Raw genomic sequence first — 18789 nt, forward strand, 5'->3', positions numbered from 1 at the left:
CACATCACGCGGCCCGCGGCGCCTCACCACGGACGGGCGCCGCTCCACGAACGGGGCACTTATGGAAGGGCGGCGCACCGCGTACGGGCACCACGCCACGGCCGGGCCCGCACGACGCACCGGCTCGGGACGAGCCCGCTCAGACCGGGTAGACCGGGTGGGCCGGCGCCGTTCCGTCAGCCCGGGTAGACCGGCGCCGTTCCGTCCTTGTCCACCTTCTGCCACTGCGCACCGGAGGGCAGCCGGACGATCCCGTCGTCCGAATAGGCCACCAGGGGTACCCGATCGTCCTCGGACGCCGCGACCGCCTTCACACCCGGCAGCGCGCCGGGCGCCGGACTGTCCAGGGTGGAGCCGTCGACCTCGACGTACCGCATCTGCTGCACACCGCCCTGCTCCCGGCCGACCGCGAGCAGCCTGCTGTCCCCGGCCCAGGAGATGGCGCTGACCTGCTCCAGATCGGGGGCCGCGGACCTGAGGCCGTCCACCAGGATGCCCTGCCCGGTGCCGTTGTCACGCTGGATCCGGCCGATGAGCAGCGACTGCCTGCCGCCCTTCTTCTCCACGACCAGCGCGATCCGCGCACCGTCGGCGGCCACCCGCACGTCCTTGATCTTGCCGGGCAGCCCGGGGACGGCGACGTCCTCCGGTTCCGCGACGCCCTGCTGCAGGACCGTCAGCCGCGTGTGGTCCGGGTCACGGTCGGCGACCCACAGATCCCCGCGCGCGTCCCAGCTGGGCGTGGTGAGCCGGTCCTCGGGGGTCGGGCCGTTGCTGGTCACCAGCGGCTCCCCGAGCGAGCCGGACGCCGACAGCGACGCCACGTACAGCAACCTGCCGTTGTCACCGACTCCGGCCGCGCTGTGCTCGTCCCGCGAGACGGCCACCGACTGCAGTGCCTTCTTGTCCTCGCCCAGCGGACCCGGCACCGGGACACCTCCCGCGCCCTGGCTGCCGGTCGACATCCGCACCAGCCGGTGCTTGCCGTCGAGGTAGTACAGGAAGTCCGGGTGCCGGTCCGATCCGTGCCAGGCGGTGGACTCGGCGTGCTCCTGGTCCAGCTCGCACAGCCGCCCGCCACCGAGCCCCGTCAGCTCGACGGACTCCAGCGTCGGGGCGAGGTTGCGCAGGGTGAACAGCATCTGGGTCGCCATCTCGGAGCACTTGCTCGCCGCGACCTGCGACGCCTTGAGGTTCAGCGGCACGGTCAGTCTGTTCTGGTCGTCCGGTGTCAGCCCGGACGCGTCCTTCCGCAGCGCCGTACCCGTCGGGAAGCTGGACCTGACCACCGGATCCAGCCATCTGGTGGGCCCCCGCAGCAGCGAGCGGACCATCTGGGTCATCGGGTCCACCTTGCTGCGCACGAACACCGGGTCGGCCACCGACACCGGCTCTCCGGTCGTCCCGACCGCCGTGTTGGAGGCGAAGTAGTACTTGTCGACGGAGGTGTAGTTCCGCTGGAAGTCCGACTTGCCCATGACGACACCGTCGGGCAGCCCGTCGATGCGCCACTGCCCGCTCTTGCCGTCCTTGCTGAGGTGCAGTTTCTTGCGGTACGGCCCGTCGGCGGGCTTGTACGCCTGCTGCGCGTCGACCGTGGCGACCTGGCTGCCGGCCAGCACGCAGGTGACGCTGCCCGCCTCCTCCCGCCCGCTCGCCTGGCAGTCGGTCTCGATGCTCGGCCCGTTGGTGAGCACCGTGGTCGAGTGCTCGGGACGCCAGGCGCGCGCCGCGTCGGCCGTCAGGTACTTGCGCGCGGTGTCGTACTCCGTGTCGTCGCTGGTGAGCGCCTCCAGGAAGCCCTGCATGATCTCGCCCGGGCCGGCGCCGTCGGCCGGCGGCATGGCGAACACCCGTACCCCTGTGTCCTGCCGTGGCGTGGACTCCACGTTCCGCAGATCCCCGCTGTCGGGCATCGAGGCGCACCCGGTCAGCAGAACGACCCCCACTGCGGCGTAAGCCACCGCGCGACCCGGCCGCCCGTGGGCGCCCCCCCTGCGGTCAGCGCCCACGAAATGCCTCCCCTGGCTCGGTCTGCTCGGTGGTGTCCCCCTGTTCGGCCGCGTCCGGGCGGGCCGGGCTCGCGCCGGATGCCGGATGCGCGGCGCCGCCGTCGTCCGCGCCACGTGCGCCGCCGTCGTCCGCACGCCGTGCGCCGCCCGAGGGCCGGGGCACCACGCGCGCGCCGTTGCCGTTGCCGGGCAGCGCGGTCGGGTCGGCCGCGGGTGCGACCGTGTTCATCCGAGGCGTGATCGAGCCGCGCGGCGGCAGCGCGGACGCCTGCCCACCGCCCTGCTGCACAGGTACGGTCGCCCGCTTCTCCTCGCCCCCGCGGGGCAGCCCGGCGTCGTCGAGACCGCGGTTGCGGCGCGAGTCCTTCGGCTCCAGCGGTATCGGCGAGCCCCGCAGCGGCTCGTCGGCGGTCCTGGGCAGCGTCAGCCGGAACTGCGAGCCGCCGCCCGGTTCGCCCCAGGCCTGCAGCCAGCCACCGTGCAGCCGTGCGTCCTCCAGGGCGATCGACAGCCCGAGGCCCGTACCGCCGGTGGTACGCGCGCGTGCCGGGTCCGCCCGCCAGAAGCGGCTGAAGACCCTGGTCGCCTCACCCGGCTTGAGTCCGACGCCGTAGTCGCGCACCGCGACGGCGACCGCACCGCCGGCCGCGGCGAGCCTGACGACGACGTCCTTGCCCTCACCGTGTTCCACGGCGTTGACGACCAGATTGCGCAGCACACGCTCCAGACGGCGGGCGTCGGCCTCGGCGACGACGGGCTGCTGGTCACCGACCACGCGTAGGTGCGTGCCCTTGCGCTCGGCGAGCGGCTCGGCGCCGCTGACCACGCGCCGGACGACCTCCCGGAGGTCTATCGGCTCGGCCTCCAGGGCCGCCGCGCCCGCGTCGAAGCGGCTGATCTCCAGCAGGTCCGCCAGCAGCGACTCGAACCGGTCCAGCTGGTCGGCGAGCAGTTCCGCCGACCGCGCGGTCACCGGGTCGAAGTCCTCGCGCGCCTCGTGGATGACGTCCGCCGCCATGCGGACGGTCGTCAGCGGAGTGCGCAGCTCGTGCGAGACGTCGGAGACGAACCGGCGCTGCATCCGCGACAGATCCTCCAGCTGCTGGATCTTCAGCTGGAGGTTCTGCGCCATCTTGTTGAACGCCTCGCCGAGGCGCGCGATGTCATCCTCACCGGTGACCTTCATCCGCTCCTGCAGACGCCCGGCGGACAACCGCTCCGCGATCCCGGCCGCCATCCGCACCGGAGTGACGACCTGCCGCACCACCAGCCAGGCGATGGCGCCGAGCAGGACGACGACGAACAGCCCGGCGGTCGCCAGAGTGCCCTTGACCAGGCTCAGCGACTTCTCCTCCTGCGTGAGCGGGAAGAGGTAGTACAGCTCGTACGGGCGCCCGTTCGGGTCGTTGACCTGCTTGCCTATGACCAGCGCCGGCTGCGACTCCTTGTCGACGGAGTAGACGATCCTCGTGTAGCTCTGCGCGGCCGTCGTACCGCCGTTGACGCGCTCACGCAGGTCGGCGGGCACGCTGGAGGTCGGGTTGACGTTCCCGGAGCCGCGCGGGCTGCGCCCGCCGCCGCTGTCGTCGCCCACGGGCAGGGTCACCACGTCGAAGGCTCCCGCGCCGCCGCTGGCCAGCGACGTCACAAGGTCACTCATCCACTGGATGACGTTCTGCGACTGCCGTCCGTCCGGGCTCGCGCCACCGTCGGCCGTGCCGGAGCCGGTGCCCGCACCGGCCCCGCTCGCGACCTCGTCGTCCGCCTTCTGCTTGGCGACCGCGAAACCGCCCGTGGCCTGGCTCTGCGAGGCCCTCACCTTGGCGTCGAGCAGGCCGTTGCGCACCTGCCCGATCACGACGAAACCGAGCAGCAGGACGACGCCCAGCGACATCAGCAGGGTCGTGGCGACGACCCTGAGCTGGATGTTGCGCCGCCACAGCCGCATGACCGGCAGCAGCGGCCGGCGCACCCAGCGCAGGAACAGCCGGAGGACCGGGCTGCCCTGGACACCGCCCTGCAGCAGGCCGCCCTCGAAGAGGCGCCTGAAACGCGTGTTCGCTCCCGCCCGGCCGACAGGCCGCTCCGGGCGTGCCCCGGACCCGCCGGGAGCCGAAGCGGCGCTGTCCCCGGGCATGTCAGCTCGGTCCTGCCTTGTAACCGACACCGCGGACGGTCACCACGATCTCCGGCCGCTCCGGGTCCTTCTCGACCTTGGAGCGCAGCCGCTGGACGTGCACGTTGACCAGGCGCGTGTCGGCGGCGTGGCGATAGCCCCACACCTGCTCGAGGAGCACCTCACGCGTGAACACCTGCCACGGCTTGCGGGCGAGCGCGACCAGCAGATCGAACTCCAGGGGGGTCAGCGCGATGGACTGCCCCTCCCGCTTCACCGAATGGCCGGCCACGTCGATGACCAGGTCACCGATGGTCAGCTGCTCCGGCGCCGGCTCCTCGGACCTGCGCAGCCGCGCGCGGATGCGGGCCACCAGCTCCTTGGGCTTGAACGGCTTCACGATGTAGTCGTCGGCGCCGGACTCCAGGCCCACGACGACATCGACGGTGTCGCTCTTCGCCGTGAGCATCACGATCGGCACACCTGACTCCGCCCGGATCAGGCGGCACACCTCGATGCCGTCCCGGCCGGGCAGCATCAGGTCGAGCAGCACCAGATCGGGCTTGGCCTCACGGAAAGCGGCAAGCGCCTTGTCGCCGTCGGCTACGAAAGACGGCTCAAAACCTTCACCACGCAGCACAATGCCGAGCATCTCGGCCAGTGCGGTGTCGTCGTCGACGACAAGGACTCGTCCCTTCATAAACGACATCATCCCATTCTCGTAACGACGACAGAGGTGCAGGTGAGGGAGGTCACTGGCCCGTGACGATAGTCGTACCGAGCCGTCACTGTCTGCCCCCGCAGGACGATCTCGGTGCCACCGCGCGCGCCACGGCCCCTCCGCCCGCGCATCGGCGGGCGAAGGGGCCGTCCGCGTCGGCCGGTGCGGCGGTCAGCCGTCCACCGGAACCCGGCGGGCCCTCGCGCACAGCTCGGCGAGCGCCTCGGCCGTCACCGGCGACACGGCTCCCTCCTCGGTGACGACGGCCGTCACCAGCTCGGGCGGGGTCACGTCGAACGCCGGGTTGTACGCCTGGGTGCCCAGCGGCGCCACCTGCACCCCGCCCCCGGGTCCCGCAAACGGCACCTGCGGGGCGCTGATCTCCGTCACCTCGAAGCCCGGACGCTGCTCGACCTCGATGGACGCGCCGTCGGGGGTGGCCGGATCGAGAGTGGTCAGCGGCGCCACCACGATGAACGGCACATGGTGGTAGCGCGCGAGCACGGCGAGCGGATAGCTCCCCACCTTGTTCGCCACCGACCCGTCGGCCGCGATCCGGTCCGCCCCGATCAGCACGGCGTCCACCTCGCCCGCCGCGAACAGGGACCCCGCCGCGTTGTCGGTGAGCAAGGTGTACGCCATACCGCTGCGGGCCGCCTCGTACGCCGTCAGCCGGGCGCCCTGGAGCAGCGGGCGGGTCTCGTCCACCCACAGCCGCCGCAGCCGACCTTCGCGGTGCGCGGCGAGCGCCACCGCGAACGCCGTGCCCTCGCCGCCCGACACCAGCGCCCCGGTGTTGCAGTGGGTGAGGATCCGGTGGCCGCCGCCCGGCAGCAACTCGTCCAGCAGCGCCAGCCCGTGCACGGCCATCCGCGCACTGGCCTCCGCGTCCTCCTGGTGCAGCGCCCGCGCCGCGGCCAGCGCGGCCGCGGCCGCCGCCGTCGGGTCGCCGGTCCTGGTCAGTGCGGCTCCGTACGCCGCCTCGGCCCGGCGCACCCCTACGGACAGGTTCACCGCGGTCGGCCGGGCACCCTCCAGCGCCCGCGCCGCCTCGACCACGTCGAAGCCGCGCGCGGCGGCCAGCGCCACCCCGTACGCCCCCGCGATCCCGAGCAACGGCGCCCCGCGCACGGCGAGCGAACGGATCGCCTCCACCAGCGCCGACGCGTCCGTGCACACCAACTCGACTTCTTCTGCCGGAACTCTCGTCTGATCGAGAAGGACCAGTACGGGACCCTCGGGTGGTTCCTCCCATCGGATCGCCGGTATCTCGCTCGGCCGCTTCTCCCCGCCGGTTTGCGCCTGCTGATCAGCCATGCGGTCAGTCTGCCCCGGAACCGGCGGACAATTGAAGGTGGCCGGCCCCTACCGCGACCGGTCCCCTGTTGACCATGACATGGCACGATGGCTGCCAACTCGCCGCCGCGACCGCGGAAGGGCACCGAGAAGGAGCTTCGATGACAGACACTCCGGGCTGGGCCTCGCCCGGAACCGCCCCGTCGTCCGAGGGGCGGGAACCCGGTGCGTCCGGCCCCGCCGAACCCTCCGACCGCCCAGGCCCCGAGGGCGCCGCACCGCAGCCCGGCGCGGACCCGCAGAGCTCCGGCGTGAAGTGGTCCAAGGAGCAGCCGCCGGCCGGCCAGTGGTCCGCGCCCACCGGCACCCCCGACCCGAACCAGGCCCCGCCTCCGCCGCCCCCGCCACCCGGCCAGGGCTGGGGCGGCCACCAGCCGGGCGGCCCGGGCCACGGCGGCGGCTACGGCGCCCCTCCCCGGGCCCCGGCGGCTACGGCCCCGGCGGCTACCCGGCCTGGGGCGGCGGCTGGGGCGGCCCCCCGCCCGCGGCCAAGCCCGGTGTCATCCCGCTGCGCCCGCTCGGCATCGGCGAGATCCTCGACGGCGCCGTCTCCACCATGCGCACCTACTGGCGCACCGTGCTCGGCATCTCGCTGGCGGTCGCTCTGCTCGTCGACACCACGCTCGTCGCCGTCCAGGGCTTCGTCATGAACGGCAGCACCGCGCAGACCTCGCTGGACAACGGCACCGCCACGGCGCACGACGTCCTGCGCGCCCTGCGCGAGACGATGATCGGCACCGGCATCGTCGCCGTGATCTCCACGATCTCCATCATCGTCGCGACCGCCCTGCTGACGACCATCACCAGCCGTGCCGTCCTCGGCAGGCCGGTCAGCACCGGCGAAGCCTGGCGAGAGGCGCGCCCGCAGATCCCCCGGCTGTTCGGCCTGCTCCTGCTGCTCGGCCTGATCTTCGTCGGCGTCTTCGTCGCCGGCATGCTGCCCGGGTTCCTGGTCCTGCTCGCCGACGGCGGCAGCGGCGCCGGTGCGGCGCTGCTGGCCATCGGCGTCCTCGCCGCCTTCGTCGTCGCCGGCTGGCTGATGATCCGCTTCTACCTGGCGACCCCCGCCCTGATGCTGGAACGGCAGAGCGTCGCCAAGGCCCTGAGCCGCTCGGCGAAGCTGGTGCGCGGCTCCTGGTGGCGCGTCTTCGGCATCGTGCTGCTCACCGGGCTCATCACCAACATCGTCGCCTCGCTCGTCGCGATCCCCTTCTCGATCCTCGGCGCCGCGGTCAGCGGCGACAGCCTCGGCGACCTGTTCGGCACCGGCGGCGGACACGTCAGCTGGACGTTCCTGATCATCCGCGGGATCGGCTCGCTGATCGGCACCACGCTCACCCTCCCGATCAGCGCGGGCGTCACCGTGCTCCTCTACATCGACCAGCGCATCCGCCGCGAGGCCCTCGACATCGAACTGGCCCGCGCCGCCGGTGTCCCCGGCCGCGTCCCGGGGAGCTGATGCGGTGAGCCTCACGGGGGGAGCACTCACGGCGGCGGCCCCGACCGGCACCGCCGGGGCGGCCGTGCGCGGCCTGCTGCGCGCGGCCGACACGGTGGTCCTGGCCGCCGGCGGCTCGGGGGACGAGCCGCCCGTGACCATCTCGCGCGACCCCGCCCGGGAGGCCGCCCGGCGCGAGCTGTCCAAGCGGATGTACCACGAGAACGACCCCGGCCTGATCCAGCGCGCCCTCGACGCCTTCTGGGACTGGCTCGGCAAGCTGTTCGGCACCGCCGCCTCGGCCACTCCCGGCGGCGGAGTCGGCCTGTTCGTCGTCGTCCTGTTCGTCGTCGCCGTACTGGGTGCCCTGTGGTGGCGCCTGGGCACACCCCGCCGCCGAACCGCCTCCGCCGCCGTCCTGTTCGACGACAGCCCCCGCAGCGCCGCCGAGCACCGCGCCGCGAGCGAGGCGCACGCCGCCCAGGGCCACTGGAACCAGGCCGTCCAGGAACGCATGCGGGCCATCGTCCGCTCCCTGGAGGAACGGGCCCTGCTCGACGTCCGGCCCGGACGCACCGCCGACGAGGCGGCCGCCGAGGCCGGCCGCTTCCTCCCCGCGCACACGGACCGCCTGCGCGCCGCCGCCCGGCAGTTCGACGACGTCACGTACGGCGGACGCAGGGCCGGCGAGCAGTCGTACCACCGCCTTGAAGAACTCGACCGAGACCTGGAACGCACCAGGCCCGCCCTCGCCGACCCCACCGGCGGCACCCGCCCGGGGGCCGCCGAGTGACCACCGAGGCCACCCTGACGACCACCTCCACCGCGCCCACCGCCCGCCAGGTGTGGACCCGTGCGCGGGGCATCACCCTCGCCGTCGCCCTGCTGCTCGTCGCGGCCGTGGCCATGGCAGCCGTACGCTCCACCGACCGGCACGGCGCCCTGGACCCGCGCTCCGCCGACCCCTCCGGCAGCCGCGCCGTCGCCCAGCTCCTCGCCGACCGCGGCGTGTCCACGCGCGTGGTCACCACACTCGGCGAGGCACGCGCGGCCGCCGGCCCCGACACCACCGTTCTCGTCGCCGTCCCGGACCTGCTGACCAGCCGTCAGCAGACCCGGCTGTACGAGTCGACCGCGAGCTCCGGCGGACGCACGGTACTCGTCGCGCCGGGCAGCCCGTCCGTGGAACGACTCGCCCCCGGCGTCACCGCGGACCCCCTGAACAGCTCCCGCTCCACCCTCGCACCCGACTGCACCCTGCCCGAGGCCCGGCGCGCGGGCAGCGCCGACACCGGCGGCATCCGCTACACCACCACCCACCTCGACGCCGATTCCTGCTACCCCAGCGAGCGCCTCGCCACCCTGCTGCGGGTCCCCGCGACCTCCGGGCACGGCGACACCGTCGTCCTCGGCGCCCCCGACATCCTCTACAACGAACGTCTCGACGAGCAGGGCAACGCCTCCCTCGCCCTGCAACTCCTCGGCTCCCGGCCCCATCTCGTCTGGTACCTCCCCTCGCTCTCCGACTCCGCCGCCACCGGCGGCGACGAGCAGAAGAGCTTCCTCGACCTGCTCCCGTCCGGCTGGCTCTGGGGCACCCTGCAGCTCTTCGTCGCAGCGGTCCTCGCCGCGTTCTGGCGCGGACGCCGCTTCGGCCGGCTCGTGCCCGAACGGCTCCCCGTGGCGATCCGCGCCTCCGAGACCGCCGAAGGCCGCGCCCGCCTCTACCGCAAGGCCAACGCCCGCGACCGCGCGTCCGCCGCTCTTCGCTCCACCACCCGCACCCGCCTCGCCCCCCTGGTCGGCGTCCCCGTCACCCAGGCGCACGCGCCCGAGGCCCTGCTTCCCGCTCTGTCCGCCCGCCTCTCCGGCGACGGACAGACCCTGCACCCGCTCCTCTTCGGGCCGCCGCCCGGTGACGACGCGGCCCTCGTCGCCCTGACCGACCAACTCGACGCCCTCGAAAGAGAGGTACGCCGTTCATGACGGATCCGACCACTGACAACGCCGGGCGGACCGGGGAGGCGGGCGATGCCCGTGCCTCCCTGGAGGCCCTGCGCGCCGAGATCGCGAAAGCCGTGGTCGGCCAGGACCCCGCCGTGACCGGTCTCGTCGTCGCCCTCCTCTGCCGTGGACACGTACTCCTTGAAGGAGTCCCCGGGGTCGCCAAAACGTTGCTCGTCCGCACACTCGCGGCCGCGCTGGAACTCGACACCAAGCGGGTCCAGTTCACTCCCGACCTGATGCCGAGCGATGTCACGGGCTCCCTCGTGTACGACACCAGGACCGCCGAGTTCTCCTTCCAGCCCGGCCCCGTCTTCACCAATCTGCTCCTCGCGGACGAGATCAACCGGACCCCGCCCAAGACCCAGTCCTCCCTGCTGGAGGCCATGGAGGAACGCCAGGTCACGGTGGACGGCACGCCGCGTCCGCTGCCTGAGCCGTTCCTGGTCGCCGCGACCCAGAACCCGGTCGAGTACGAGGGCACCTACCCGCTGCCCGAGGCGCAACTGGACCGCTTCCTGGTGAAGCTGACGGTCCCTCTGCCGTCCCGGCAGGACGAGATCGACGTCCTCACCCGCCACGCCTCCGGTTTCAACCCGCGCGACCTGCGCGCCGCCGGCGTACGTCCGGTCGCGGGTGCCGCCGACCTGGAAGCGGCCCGCGCGGCCGTCGCCAAGACGACCGTCTCTCCCGAGATCACCGCCTACGTCGTGGACATCTGCCGCGCCACCCGCGAGTCGCCGTCCCTCACCCTGGGCGTCTCCCCGCGCGGTGCGACCGCCCTCCTCGCCACCTCGCGCGCCTGGGCCTGGCTGACGGGCCGCGACTACGTCATCCCCGACGATGTGAAGGCCCTCGCCCTGCCCACGCTGCGCCACCGCGTGCAGCTCCGCCCCGAGGCCGAGATGGAAGGTGTGACGGCCGATTCGGTCATCAACGCCATCCTGGCCCACGTCCCGGTCCCGCGCTGATGGCCCTCACCGGACGCGCCGCCCTCCTCGCGGCCCTCGGCTCGATCCCGGTCGGCGTCCTGGAGCCCGGCTGGACGGGGATCCTCGCGGTCAACGGGTCCCTGGCGCTGGCCTGCGCGTGCGACTACGCGCTCGCCGCGCCCGTGCGAAGGCTGCGCCTGAGCCGGTCCGGCGACACTTCCGCGCGTCTCGGTGAAACGGCCGACGTCACCCTCACGGTCACCAATCCGTCCCGCCGTCCCCTGCGGGCGCATCTGCGGGACGCCTGGCCGCCCAGCAGCTGGCAACCCGGTACCGAGGTCGAATCCTCCCGCCACCGTCTGACGGTGCCTCCGGGGGAACGCCGCCGTGTGACGACCCGCCTGCGTCCCACACGTCGCGGTGACCGCCAGGCCGACCGCGTGACCGTCCGTTCCTACGGCCCTCTCGGGCTCTTCTCCCGCCAGGGCTCCCACCAGGTGCCCTGGACGGTGCGTGTTCTGCCGCCGTTCACCAGCCGCAAGCATCTCCCGTCGAAGCTCGCGCGGCTGCGTGAACTCGACGGCCGCACCAGCGTGCTGACGCGCGGTGAGGGAACGGAGTTCGACAGCCTCCGCGAGTACGTCCCCGGGGACGACACCCGCTCGATCGACTGGCGGGCCACGGCACGGCAGTCCTCCGTGGCCGTCCGCACCTGGCGTCCGGAACGGGACCGCCACATCCTGCTGGTCCTGGACACCGGCCGCACCTCGGCCGGCCGCGTGGGCGACGCCCCGCGGCTGGACGCCTCCATGGACGCGGCCCTGCTCCTCGCCGCGCTCGCCTCGCGCGCCGGCGACCGCGTGGATCTGCTGGCCTACGACCGCCGGGTACGTGCCCTGGTACAGGGCCGCTCGGCGGGTGACATGCTTCCTTCCCTGGTCAACGCGATGGCCACGGTCGAACCGGAGCTTGTCGAGACCGATGCCCGTGGGCTGACCGCCATGGCCCTGCGCACGGCACCGCGCCGCTCGCTGATCGTGCTGCTCACGACGCTCGACGCGGCACCGGTCGAGCAGGGTCTGCTGCCCGTGCTCCCGCAACTCACGCAGCGGCACACCGTCCTGGTCGCCGCGGTGGCCGATCCGCACATCGCGACCATGGAGAAGGCGAGGGGCGACGCGGAGGCGGTGTACGAGGCCGCGGCGGCGGCCCAGGCACAGAGCGAGCGTCAGCGTACGGCGGAGCAACTCCGTCGGCACGGCGTGACGGTGGTGGACGCGACTCCGGAGACGCTGGCGCCGGCACTGGCGGACGCCTACTTGGCCCTCAAGGCGGCGGGCCGCCTCTGAATCCCCGCGGGCACGGCCCTTTCGAGGGCCGGCATTCCTCGAAGAGTCCTGAACGCAGAAAACCCCCGCATCCGTGGATGCGGGGGTTTTCCCAAGAATTGTTCGGCGGCGTCCTACTCTCCCACAGGGTCCCCCCTGCAGTACCATCGGCGCTGTGAGGCTTAGCTTCCGGGTTCGGAATGTAACCGGGCGTTTCCCTCACGCTATGACCACCGAAACACTATGAAACTCTCAACCGAAACGCCACCACACGGCGGCGACCTGGTCGTGGTTTCAGAACCAACACAGTGAACGCGAGCATCAATGGACAAGCCCTCGGCCTATTAGTACCAGTCAACTCCACCGGTTACCCGGCTTCCATATCTGGCCTATCAACCCAGTCGTCTACTGGGAGCCTTACCCTCTCAAGGAGGTGGGAATACTCATCTCGAAGCAGGCTTCCCGCTTAGATGCTTTCAGCGGTTATCCCTCCCGAACGTAGCCAACCAGCCATGCCCTTGGCAGAACAACTGGCACACCAGAGGTTCGTCCGTCCCGGTCCTCTCGTACTAGGGACAGCCCTTCTCAATATTCCTACGCGCACAGCGGATAGGGACCGAACTGTCTCACGACGTTCTAAACCCAGCTCGCGTACCGCTTTAATGGGCGAACAGCCCAACCCTTGGGACCGACTCCAGCCCCAGGATGCGACGAGCCGACATCGAGGTGCCAAACCATCCCGTCGATATGGACTCTTGGGGAAGATCAGCCTGTTATCCCCGGGGTACCTTTTATCCGTTGAGCGACGGCGCTTCCACAAGCCACCGCCGGATCACTAGTCCCGACTTTCGTCCCTGCTCGACCCGTCGGTCTCACAGTCAAGCTCCCTTGTGCACTTACACTCAACACCTGATTACCAACCAGGCTGAGGGAACCTTTGGGCGCCTCCGTTACCCTTTGGGAGGCAACCGCCCCAGTTAAACTACCCATCAGACACTGTCCCTGATCCGGATCACGGACCCAGGTTAGACATCCAGCACGACCAGACTGGTATTTCAACGACGACTCCACAACCACTGGCGTGGCTGCTTCAAAGTCTCCCAGCTATCCTACACAAGCCGAACCGAACACCAATATCAAACTGTAGTAAAGGTCCCGGGGTCTTTCCGTCCTGCTGCGCGAAACGAGCATCTTTACTCGTAGTGCAATTTCACCGGGCCTATGGTTGAGACAGTCGAGAAGTCGTTACGCCATTCGTGCAGGTCGGAACTTACCCGACAAGGAATTTCGCTACCTTAGGATGGTTATAGTTACCACCGCCGTTTACTGGCGCTTAAGTTCTCAGCTTCGCCCCACCGAAATGGAGCTAACCGGTCCCCTTAACGTTCCAGCACCGGGCAGGCGTCAGTCCGTATACATCGCCTTACGGCTTCGCACGGACCTGTGTTTTTAGTAAACAGTCGCTTCTCGCTGGTCTCTGCGGCCACCCCCAGCTCACCGAGTAAATCGGATCACCGAGTGTGGCCCCCCTTCTCCCGAAGTTACGGGGGCATTTTGCCGAGTTCCTTAACCATAGTTCACCCGAACGCCTCGGTATTCTCTACCTGACCACCTGAGTCGGTTTAGGGTACGGGCCGCCATGAAACTCGCTAGAGGCTTTTCTCGACAGCATAGGATCATCCACTTCACCACAATCGGCTCGGCATCAGGTCTCAGACTATGTGCAAGGCGGATTTGCCTACCTTGCGTCCTACACCCTTACCCCGGGACAACCACCGCCCGGGATGGACTACCTTCCTGCGTCACCCCATCACTCACCTACTAACCGCTTGGTTCGGCGGCTCCACCACTCCCCTCAACTCCGAAGAGATCAGGGCGGCTTCACGGCCTTAGCATCACGATGCTCGATGTTTGACGCTTCACAGCGGGTACCGGAATATCAACCGGTTATCCATCGACTACGCCTGTCGGCCTCGCCTTAGGTCCCGACTTACCCTGGGCAGATCAGCTTGACCCAGGAACCCTTAGTCAATCGGCGCAAACGTTTCTCACGTTTGTATCGCTACTCATGCCTGCATTCTCACTCGTCAACCGTCCACAACTACCTTCCGGTGCTGCTTCACCCGGCAGACGACGCTCCCCTACCCATCACAGCACCCGTTGGGGCTATATGCTGCAATGACACGACTTCGGCGGTACGCTTGAGCCCCGCTACATTGTCGGCGCGGAATCACTAGACCAGTGAGCTATTACGCACTCTTTCAAGGGTGGCTGCTTCTAAGCCAACCTCCTGGTTGTCTGTGCGACTCCACATCCTTTCCCACTTAGCGTACGCTTAGGGGCCTTAGTCGATGCTCTGGGCTGTTTCCCTCTCGACCATGGAGCTTATCCCCCACAGTCTCACTGCCGCGCTCTCACTTACCGGCATTCGGAGTTTGGCTAAGGTCAGTAACCCGGTAGGGCCCATCGCCTATCCAGTGCTCTACCTCCGGCAAGAAACACACGACGCTGCACCTAAATGCATTTCGGGGAGAACCAGCTATCACGGAGTTTGATTGGCCTTTCACCCCTAACCACAGGTCATCCCCCAGGTTTTCAACCCTGGTGGGTTCGGTCCTCCACGAAGTCTTACCTCCGCTTCAACCTGCCCATGGCTAGATCACTCCGCTTCGGGTCTTGAGCGTGCTACTGAAACGCCCTATTCGGACTCGCTTTCGCTACGGCTTCCCCACCCGGGTTAACCTCGCAACACACCGCAAACTCGCAGGCTCATTCTTCAAAAGGCACGCAGTCACGAGGATCCGAAGATCCCGACGCTCCCACGGCTTGTAGGCACACGGTTTCAGGTACTATTTCACTCCGCTCCCGCGGTACTTTTCACCATTCCCTCACGGTACTATCCGCTATCGGTCACCAGGGAATATTTAGGCTTAGCGGGTGGTCCCGCCAGATTCACACGGGATTTCTCGGGCCCCGTGCTACTTGGGTGTCTCTCAAACGAGCCGCTGACGTTTCGACTACGGGGGTCTTACCCTCTACGCCGGACCTTTCGCATGTCCTTCGCCTACATCAACGGTTTCTGACTCGTCCTACGGCCGGCAGACCGCAGAAGAGAGATCCCACAACCCCGCATGCGCAACCCCTGCCGGGTCTCACACGCATACGGTTTGGCCTCATCCGGTTTCGCTCGCCACTACTCCCGGAATCACGGTTGTTTTCTCTTCCTGAGGGTACTGAGATGTTTCACTTCCCCTCGTTCCCTCCACACTGCCTATGTGTTCAGCAGCGGGTGACAGCCCATGACGACTGCCGGGTTTCCCCATTCGGAAACCCCCGGATCAAAGCCTGGTTGACGACTCCCCGGGGACTATCGTGGCCTCCCACGTCCTTCATCGGTTCCTGGTGCCAAGGCATCCACCGTGCGCCCTTAAAAACTTGGCCACAGATGCTCGCGTTCACTGTGCAGTTCTCAAACAACGACCAGCCACCCATCACCCCACTGGAAACCAGTGAGTTTACTGGGGCCGGCGACTGAAGGAAGATCATTCCCTCAGACACCCAACAGCGTGCCCGACACGATCAGCCGATCAGATCTGCGTTCCACGCCCCGAGGGGCAGTACTAGCGCCTGATCCATCCTGGATCGTGCCGAATAATCAACGTTCCACCCATGAGCAACCAGCATCGAACATTCGCCGATGTACTGGCCTCTGACCAACCGAAGCTGGTGAGAAGTGCTCCTTAGAAAGGAGGTGATCCAGCCGCACCTTCCGGTACGGCTACCTTGTTACGACTTCGTCCCAATCGCTAGTCCCACCTTCGACAGCTCCCTCCCACAAGGGGTTGGGCCACCGGCTTCGGGTGTTACCAACTTTCGTGACGTGACGGGCGGTGTGTACAAGGCCCGGGAACGTATTCACCGCAGCAATGCTGATCTGCGATTACTAGCAACTCCGACTTCATGGGGTCGAGTTGCAGACCCCAATCCGAACTGAGACCGGCTTTTTGAGATTCGCTCCACCTCACGGTATCGCAGCTCATTGTACCGGCCATTGTAGCACGTGTGCAGCCCAAGACATAAGGGGCATGATGACTTGACGTCGTCCCCACCTTCCTCCGAGTTGACCCCGGCGGTCTCCTGTGAGTCCCCATCACCCCGAAGGGCATGCTGGCAACACAGGACAAGGGTTGCGCTCGTTGCGGGACTTAACCCAACATCTCACGACACGAGCTGACGACAGCCATGCACCACCTGTACACCGACCACAAGGGGGCGCCTGTCTCCAGACGTTTCCGGTGTATGTCAAGCCTTGGTAAGGTTCTTCGCGTTGCGTCGAATTAAGCCACATGCTCCGCTGCTTGTGCGGGCCCCCGTCAATTCCTTTGAGTTTTAGCCTTGCGGCCGTACTCCCCAGGCGGGGAACTTAATGCGTTAGCTGCGGCACCGACGACGTGGAATGTCGCCAACACCTAGTTCCCACCGTTTACGGCGTGGACTACCAGGGTATCTAATCCTGTTCGCTCCCCACGCTTTCGCTCCTCAGCGTCAGTAATGGCCCAGAGATCCGCCTTCGCCACCGGTGTTCCTCCTGATATCTGCGCATTTCACCGCTACACCAGGAATTCCGATCTCCCCTACCACACTCTAGCCTGCCCGTATCGAATGCAGACCCGGGGTTAAGCCCCGGGCTTTCACACCCGACGTGACAAGCCGCCTACGAGCTCTTTACGCCCAATAATTCCGGACAACGCTTGCGCCCTACGTATTACCGCGGCTGCTGGCACGTAGTTAGCCGGCGCTTCTTCTGCAGGTACCGTCACTTTCGCTTCTTCCCTGCTGAAAGAGGTTTACAACCCGAAGGCCGTCATCCCTCACGCGGCGTCGCTGCATCAGGCTTTCGCCCATTGTGCAATATTCCCCACTGCTGCCTCCCGTAGGAGTCTGGGCCGTGTCTCAGTCCCAGTGTGGCCGGTCGCCCTCTCAGGCCGGCTACCCGTCGTCGCCTTGGTGAGCCATTACCTCACCAACAAGCTGATAGGCCGCGGGCTCATCCTTCACCGCCGGAGCTTTCGACCCCCGCAGATGCCTGCAGGAGTGATATCCGGTATTAGACCCCGTTTCCAGGGCTTGTCCCAGAGTGAAGGGCAGATTGCCCACGTGTTACTCACCCGTTCGCCACTAATCCCCACCGAAGTGGTTCATCGTTCGACTTGCATGTGTTAAGCACGCCGCCAGCGTTCGTCCTGAGCCAGGATCAAACTCTCCGTGAATGTTTACCGGTAATCCGGTGCACACGCACGAGAGCGGAACCACCGGAGGAATAGTCCGATGGTTCACAGCGTCCTCGCTGTGTTTTTTCAAAGGAACCTCGTCCCGATCGTGACGACCGGAGACGGGGTATCAACTAATCTGGCGTTGATTTTTGGCACGCTGTTGAGTTCTCAAGGAACGGTCGCTTCCTTTGTACTCACCCTCTCGGGCTTTCCTCCGGGCTTCCCTTCGATGTTTCCGACTCTATCAGATCTTTCCGATCCGATTTCCTCGGTGCTTTCCAGGTTCTCGCTTTCGCGTTTCCCTTTCCGGCGGTTCCGACTTTATCAGAAGTTCTTGGCCGGTTTGACCAGCCGCTCATTTCTGAGAATCGGGAGGATGCTTCTTCGTATGTCGGTAGCGACTTCTTGGAAGCGAGATAGAGCCTAACGGCCGCCACCGAACTTGTCCAGTTCTAGGCAACTGTTTGAATCTACCTCCCCGCGCCTGCCGTGTCAACAGCTTTTGCGGGGCGAAGAGGAGACTAGCAGCTCACAGAGGCCGGATGCACATCAGGCGGCGGTCGGCACGGCCGCGCTGCGCTCCGCTGCGTCGAGGTCACCCGTCTCGCCGGCCCGGGCGGCTCGACCGCCGAGGACGTAGACGTACGAGAGGAAGGCGACTTCGGCCAGGACCCCGATGCCGATGCGCGCCCAGGTGGGCAGTCCGGACGGGGTGACGAAGCCTTCGATGGCGCCGGAGACGAACAGCACCAGGGCGAGGCCGATGGCCATGGCGATCGCCGATCGCCCCTCCTCCGCGAGAGCCGTGCGGCGGGTGCGCGGACCCGGGTCGATCAGCGTCCAGCCCAGGCGCAGGCCCGTACCGGCGGCGACGAAGACCGCGGTGAGTTCCAGCAGACCGTGCGGGAGGACCAGGCCCAGGAACGTGTCGAGACGGCCGGCCGAGGACATGAGGCCGAAGCCGACGGCCAGGTTGAGCATGTTCTCGAACAGGATGAAGAGCACCGGCAACCCCAGGAAGACACCCAGGACCAGGCACATCGCGGCCGCCTGGGCATTGTTCGTCCACACCTGGGCGGCGAACGAGGTCGCGGGATGGCTGGAGTAGTAGGTCTCGTACTCGCCGCCCGGCCGGGTCAGCTCACGCAGCTGGCTGGGCGCGGCTATGGAGGACTGCACGTCGGGATGGGTGCCGATCCACCAGCCCAGGAGGATCGCGACGGTGGTGGAGATAAGCGCCGTGGGCACCCACCAGTGGCGCGCGCGGTAGACGGCGGCGGGGAAGCCCTGCCCGAGGAAGCGCGTGACGTCTCTCCAGGAGGCGCGGCGTGTTCCGGTGACGGCGCTGCGCGCGCGGGCCACGAGCTGGCTCAGCCGTCCCGTCAGCTGCGGGTCGGGAGCGCTTGACTGGATGAGGGACAGATGGGTCGCTGTGCGCTGATAGAGAGAGACGAGTTCGTCGGCTTCGGCTCCGTCGAGACGGCGCCGGCGGCGGAGGAGAGCGTCGAGGCGGTCCCATTCGGCACGGTGTACGGAGACGAAGACGTCCAGGTCCATCGGGTCTGCCTGCTCCTCGGCTGCTCAGCGACTGATCGTCGTGGAGGCTATC

The 18789-nt window shown here is 68.1% G+C and carries 9 protein-coding genes, 3 rRNA genes and 1 pseudogene; 5 read left to right on the top strand and 8 right to left on the bottom strand.

The annotated features are described in order from the left end of the window. Positions 1-176: 176 nt before the first annotated feature. The 4 genes from N8I86_RS16440 to mtnA all read right to left on the bottom strand — a co-directional run bounded on the left by N8I86_RS16440 (position 177) and on the right by mtnA (position 6166). Complete coding sequence (locus N8I86_RS16440) at positions 177-2012, bottom strand: LpqB family beta-propeller domain-containing protein (RefSeq protein WP_404830813.1); 1836 nt, start codon at positions 2010-2012, stop codon at positions 177-179. Further along, positions 2002-4149, bottom strand: a complete 2148-nt coding sequence (gene mtrB, locus N8I86_RS16445) for an MtrAB system histidine kinase MtrB (protein ID WP_263278115.1) — start codon at positions 4147-4149, stop codon at positions 2002-2004. Before mtrB ends, N8I86_RS16440 begins: the two co-directional genes overlap by 11 nt. Position 4150: 1 nt before the next feature. Continuing rightward, a complete protein-coding gene (mtrA, locus tag N8I86_RS16450) occupies positions 4151-4840 on the bottom strand; it encodes a two-component system response regulator MtrA (RefSeq protein ID WP_187282414.1) in 690 nt (229 codons plus the stop codon). Positions 4841-5020: 180 nt separating this feature from the next. Further along, a complete protein-coding gene (mtnA, locus tag N8I86_RS16455; protein ID WP_263278116.1) occupies positions 5021-6166 on the bottom strand; it encodes an S-methyl-5-thioribose-1-phosphate isomerase in 1146 nt (381 codons plus the stop codon). A gap of 140 nt (positions 6167-6306) precedes the next feature. Here mtnA and N8I86_RS16460 point away from each other — a divergent pair. From N8I86_RS16460 to N8I86_RS16480, 5 genes and pseudogenes are all read left to right on the top strand, one after another. Beyond that, positions 6307-7664 (top strand): annotated as a pseudogene (locus N8I86_RS16460) (glycerophosphoryl diester phosphodiesterase membrane domain-containing protein). 4 nt (positions 7665-7668) lie between these two features. Beyond that, positions 7669-8436, top strand: coding sequence for a DUF4129 domain-containing protein (locus N8I86_RS16465; RefSeq protein WP_263278117.1), 768 nt, complete (start codon positions 7669-7671; stop codon positions 8434-8436). Continuing rightward, complete coding sequence (locus N8I86_RS16470) at positions 8433-9629, top strand: DUF4350 domain-containing protein (RefSeq protein ID WP_263278118.1); 1197 nt, start codon at positions 8433-8435, stop codon at positions 9627-9629. The genes N8I86_RS16465 and N8I86_RS16470 overlap by 4 nt, the downstream gene beginning before the upstream one ends. Further along, positions 9626-10618, top strand: coding sequence for an AAA family ATPase (locus tag N8I86_RS16475; protein ID WP_073900099.1), 993 nt, complete (start codon positions 9626-9628; stop codon positions 10616-10618). Before N8I86_RS16470 ends, N8I86_RS16475 begins: the two co-directional genes overlap by 4 nt. Beyond that, on the top strand, positions 10618-11928 hold the full coding sequence (locus N8I86_RS16480; RefSeq protein ID WP_263278119.1) for a DUF58 domain-containing protein: 1311 nt from the start codon (positions 10618-10620) through the stop codon (positions 11926-11928). Before N8I86_RS16475 ends, N8I86_RS16480 begins: the two co-directional genes overlap by 1 nt. 100 nt (positions 11929-12028) lie before the next feature. On the opposite strand, the gene rrf is transcribed toward N8I86_RS16480, so the two are convergent. The 4 genes from rrf to N8I86_RS16500 form a co-directional block, all read right to left on the bottom strand. Further along, a 5S ribosomal RNA gene (gene rrf / locus N8I86_RS16485) occupies positions 12029-12145 on the bottom strand. Between the two features lie 86 nt (positions 12146-12231). Further along, positions 12232-15348, bottom strand: a 23S ribosomal RNA gene (locus tag N8I86_RS16490). 303 nt (positions 15349-15651) lie between these two features. Further along, positions 15652-17177 (bottom strand): 16S ribosomal RNA (locus N8I86_RS16495). The 16S, 23S and 5S rRNA genes sit together here, the layout of an rRNA operon. 552 nt (positions 17178-17729) lie before the next feature. Next, a complete protein-coding gene (locus N8I86_RS16500) occupies positions 17730-18737 on the bottom strand; it encodes a stage II sporulation protein M (protein ID WP_263278120.1) in 1008 nt (335 codons plus the stop codon). Between the last annotated feature and the right edge of the window lie 52 nt (positions 18738-18789).

The sequence above is a fragment of the Streptomyces albidicamelliae genome (genome assembly GCF_025642175.1).
Taxonomy (GTDB): Bacteria; Actinomycetota; Actinomycetes; order Streptomycetales; family Streptomycetaceae; genus Streptomyces; species Streptomyces albidocamelliae.

Bases quoted from the DNA above. Each gene is read 5' to 3' on its own strand.
- mtrB (WP_263278115.1), bottom strand. From the start codon at position 4,149: ATGCCCGGGGACAGCGCCGCTTCGGCTCCCGGCGGGTCCGGGGCACGC.
- mtrA (WP_187282414.1), bottom strand. From the start codon at position 4,840: ATGATGTCGTTTATGAAGGGACGAGTCCTTGTCGTCGACGACGACACC.
- mtnA (WP_263278116.1), bottom strand. From the start codon at position 6,166: ATGGCTGATCAGCAGGCGCAAACCGGCGGGGAGAAGCGGCCGAGCGAG.
- N8I86_RS16475 (WP_073900099.1), top strand. From the start codon at position 9,626: ATGACGGATCCGACCACTGACAACGCCGGGCGGACCGGGGAGGCGGGC.
- N8I86_RS16480 (WP_263278119.1), top strand. From the start codon at position 10,618: ATGGCCCTCACCGGACGCGCCGCCCTCCTCGCGGCCCTCGGCTCGATC.
- N8I86_RS16500 (WP_263278120.1), bottom strand. From the start codon at position 18,737: ATGGACCTGGACGTCTTCGTCTCCGTACACCGTGCCGAATGGGACCGC.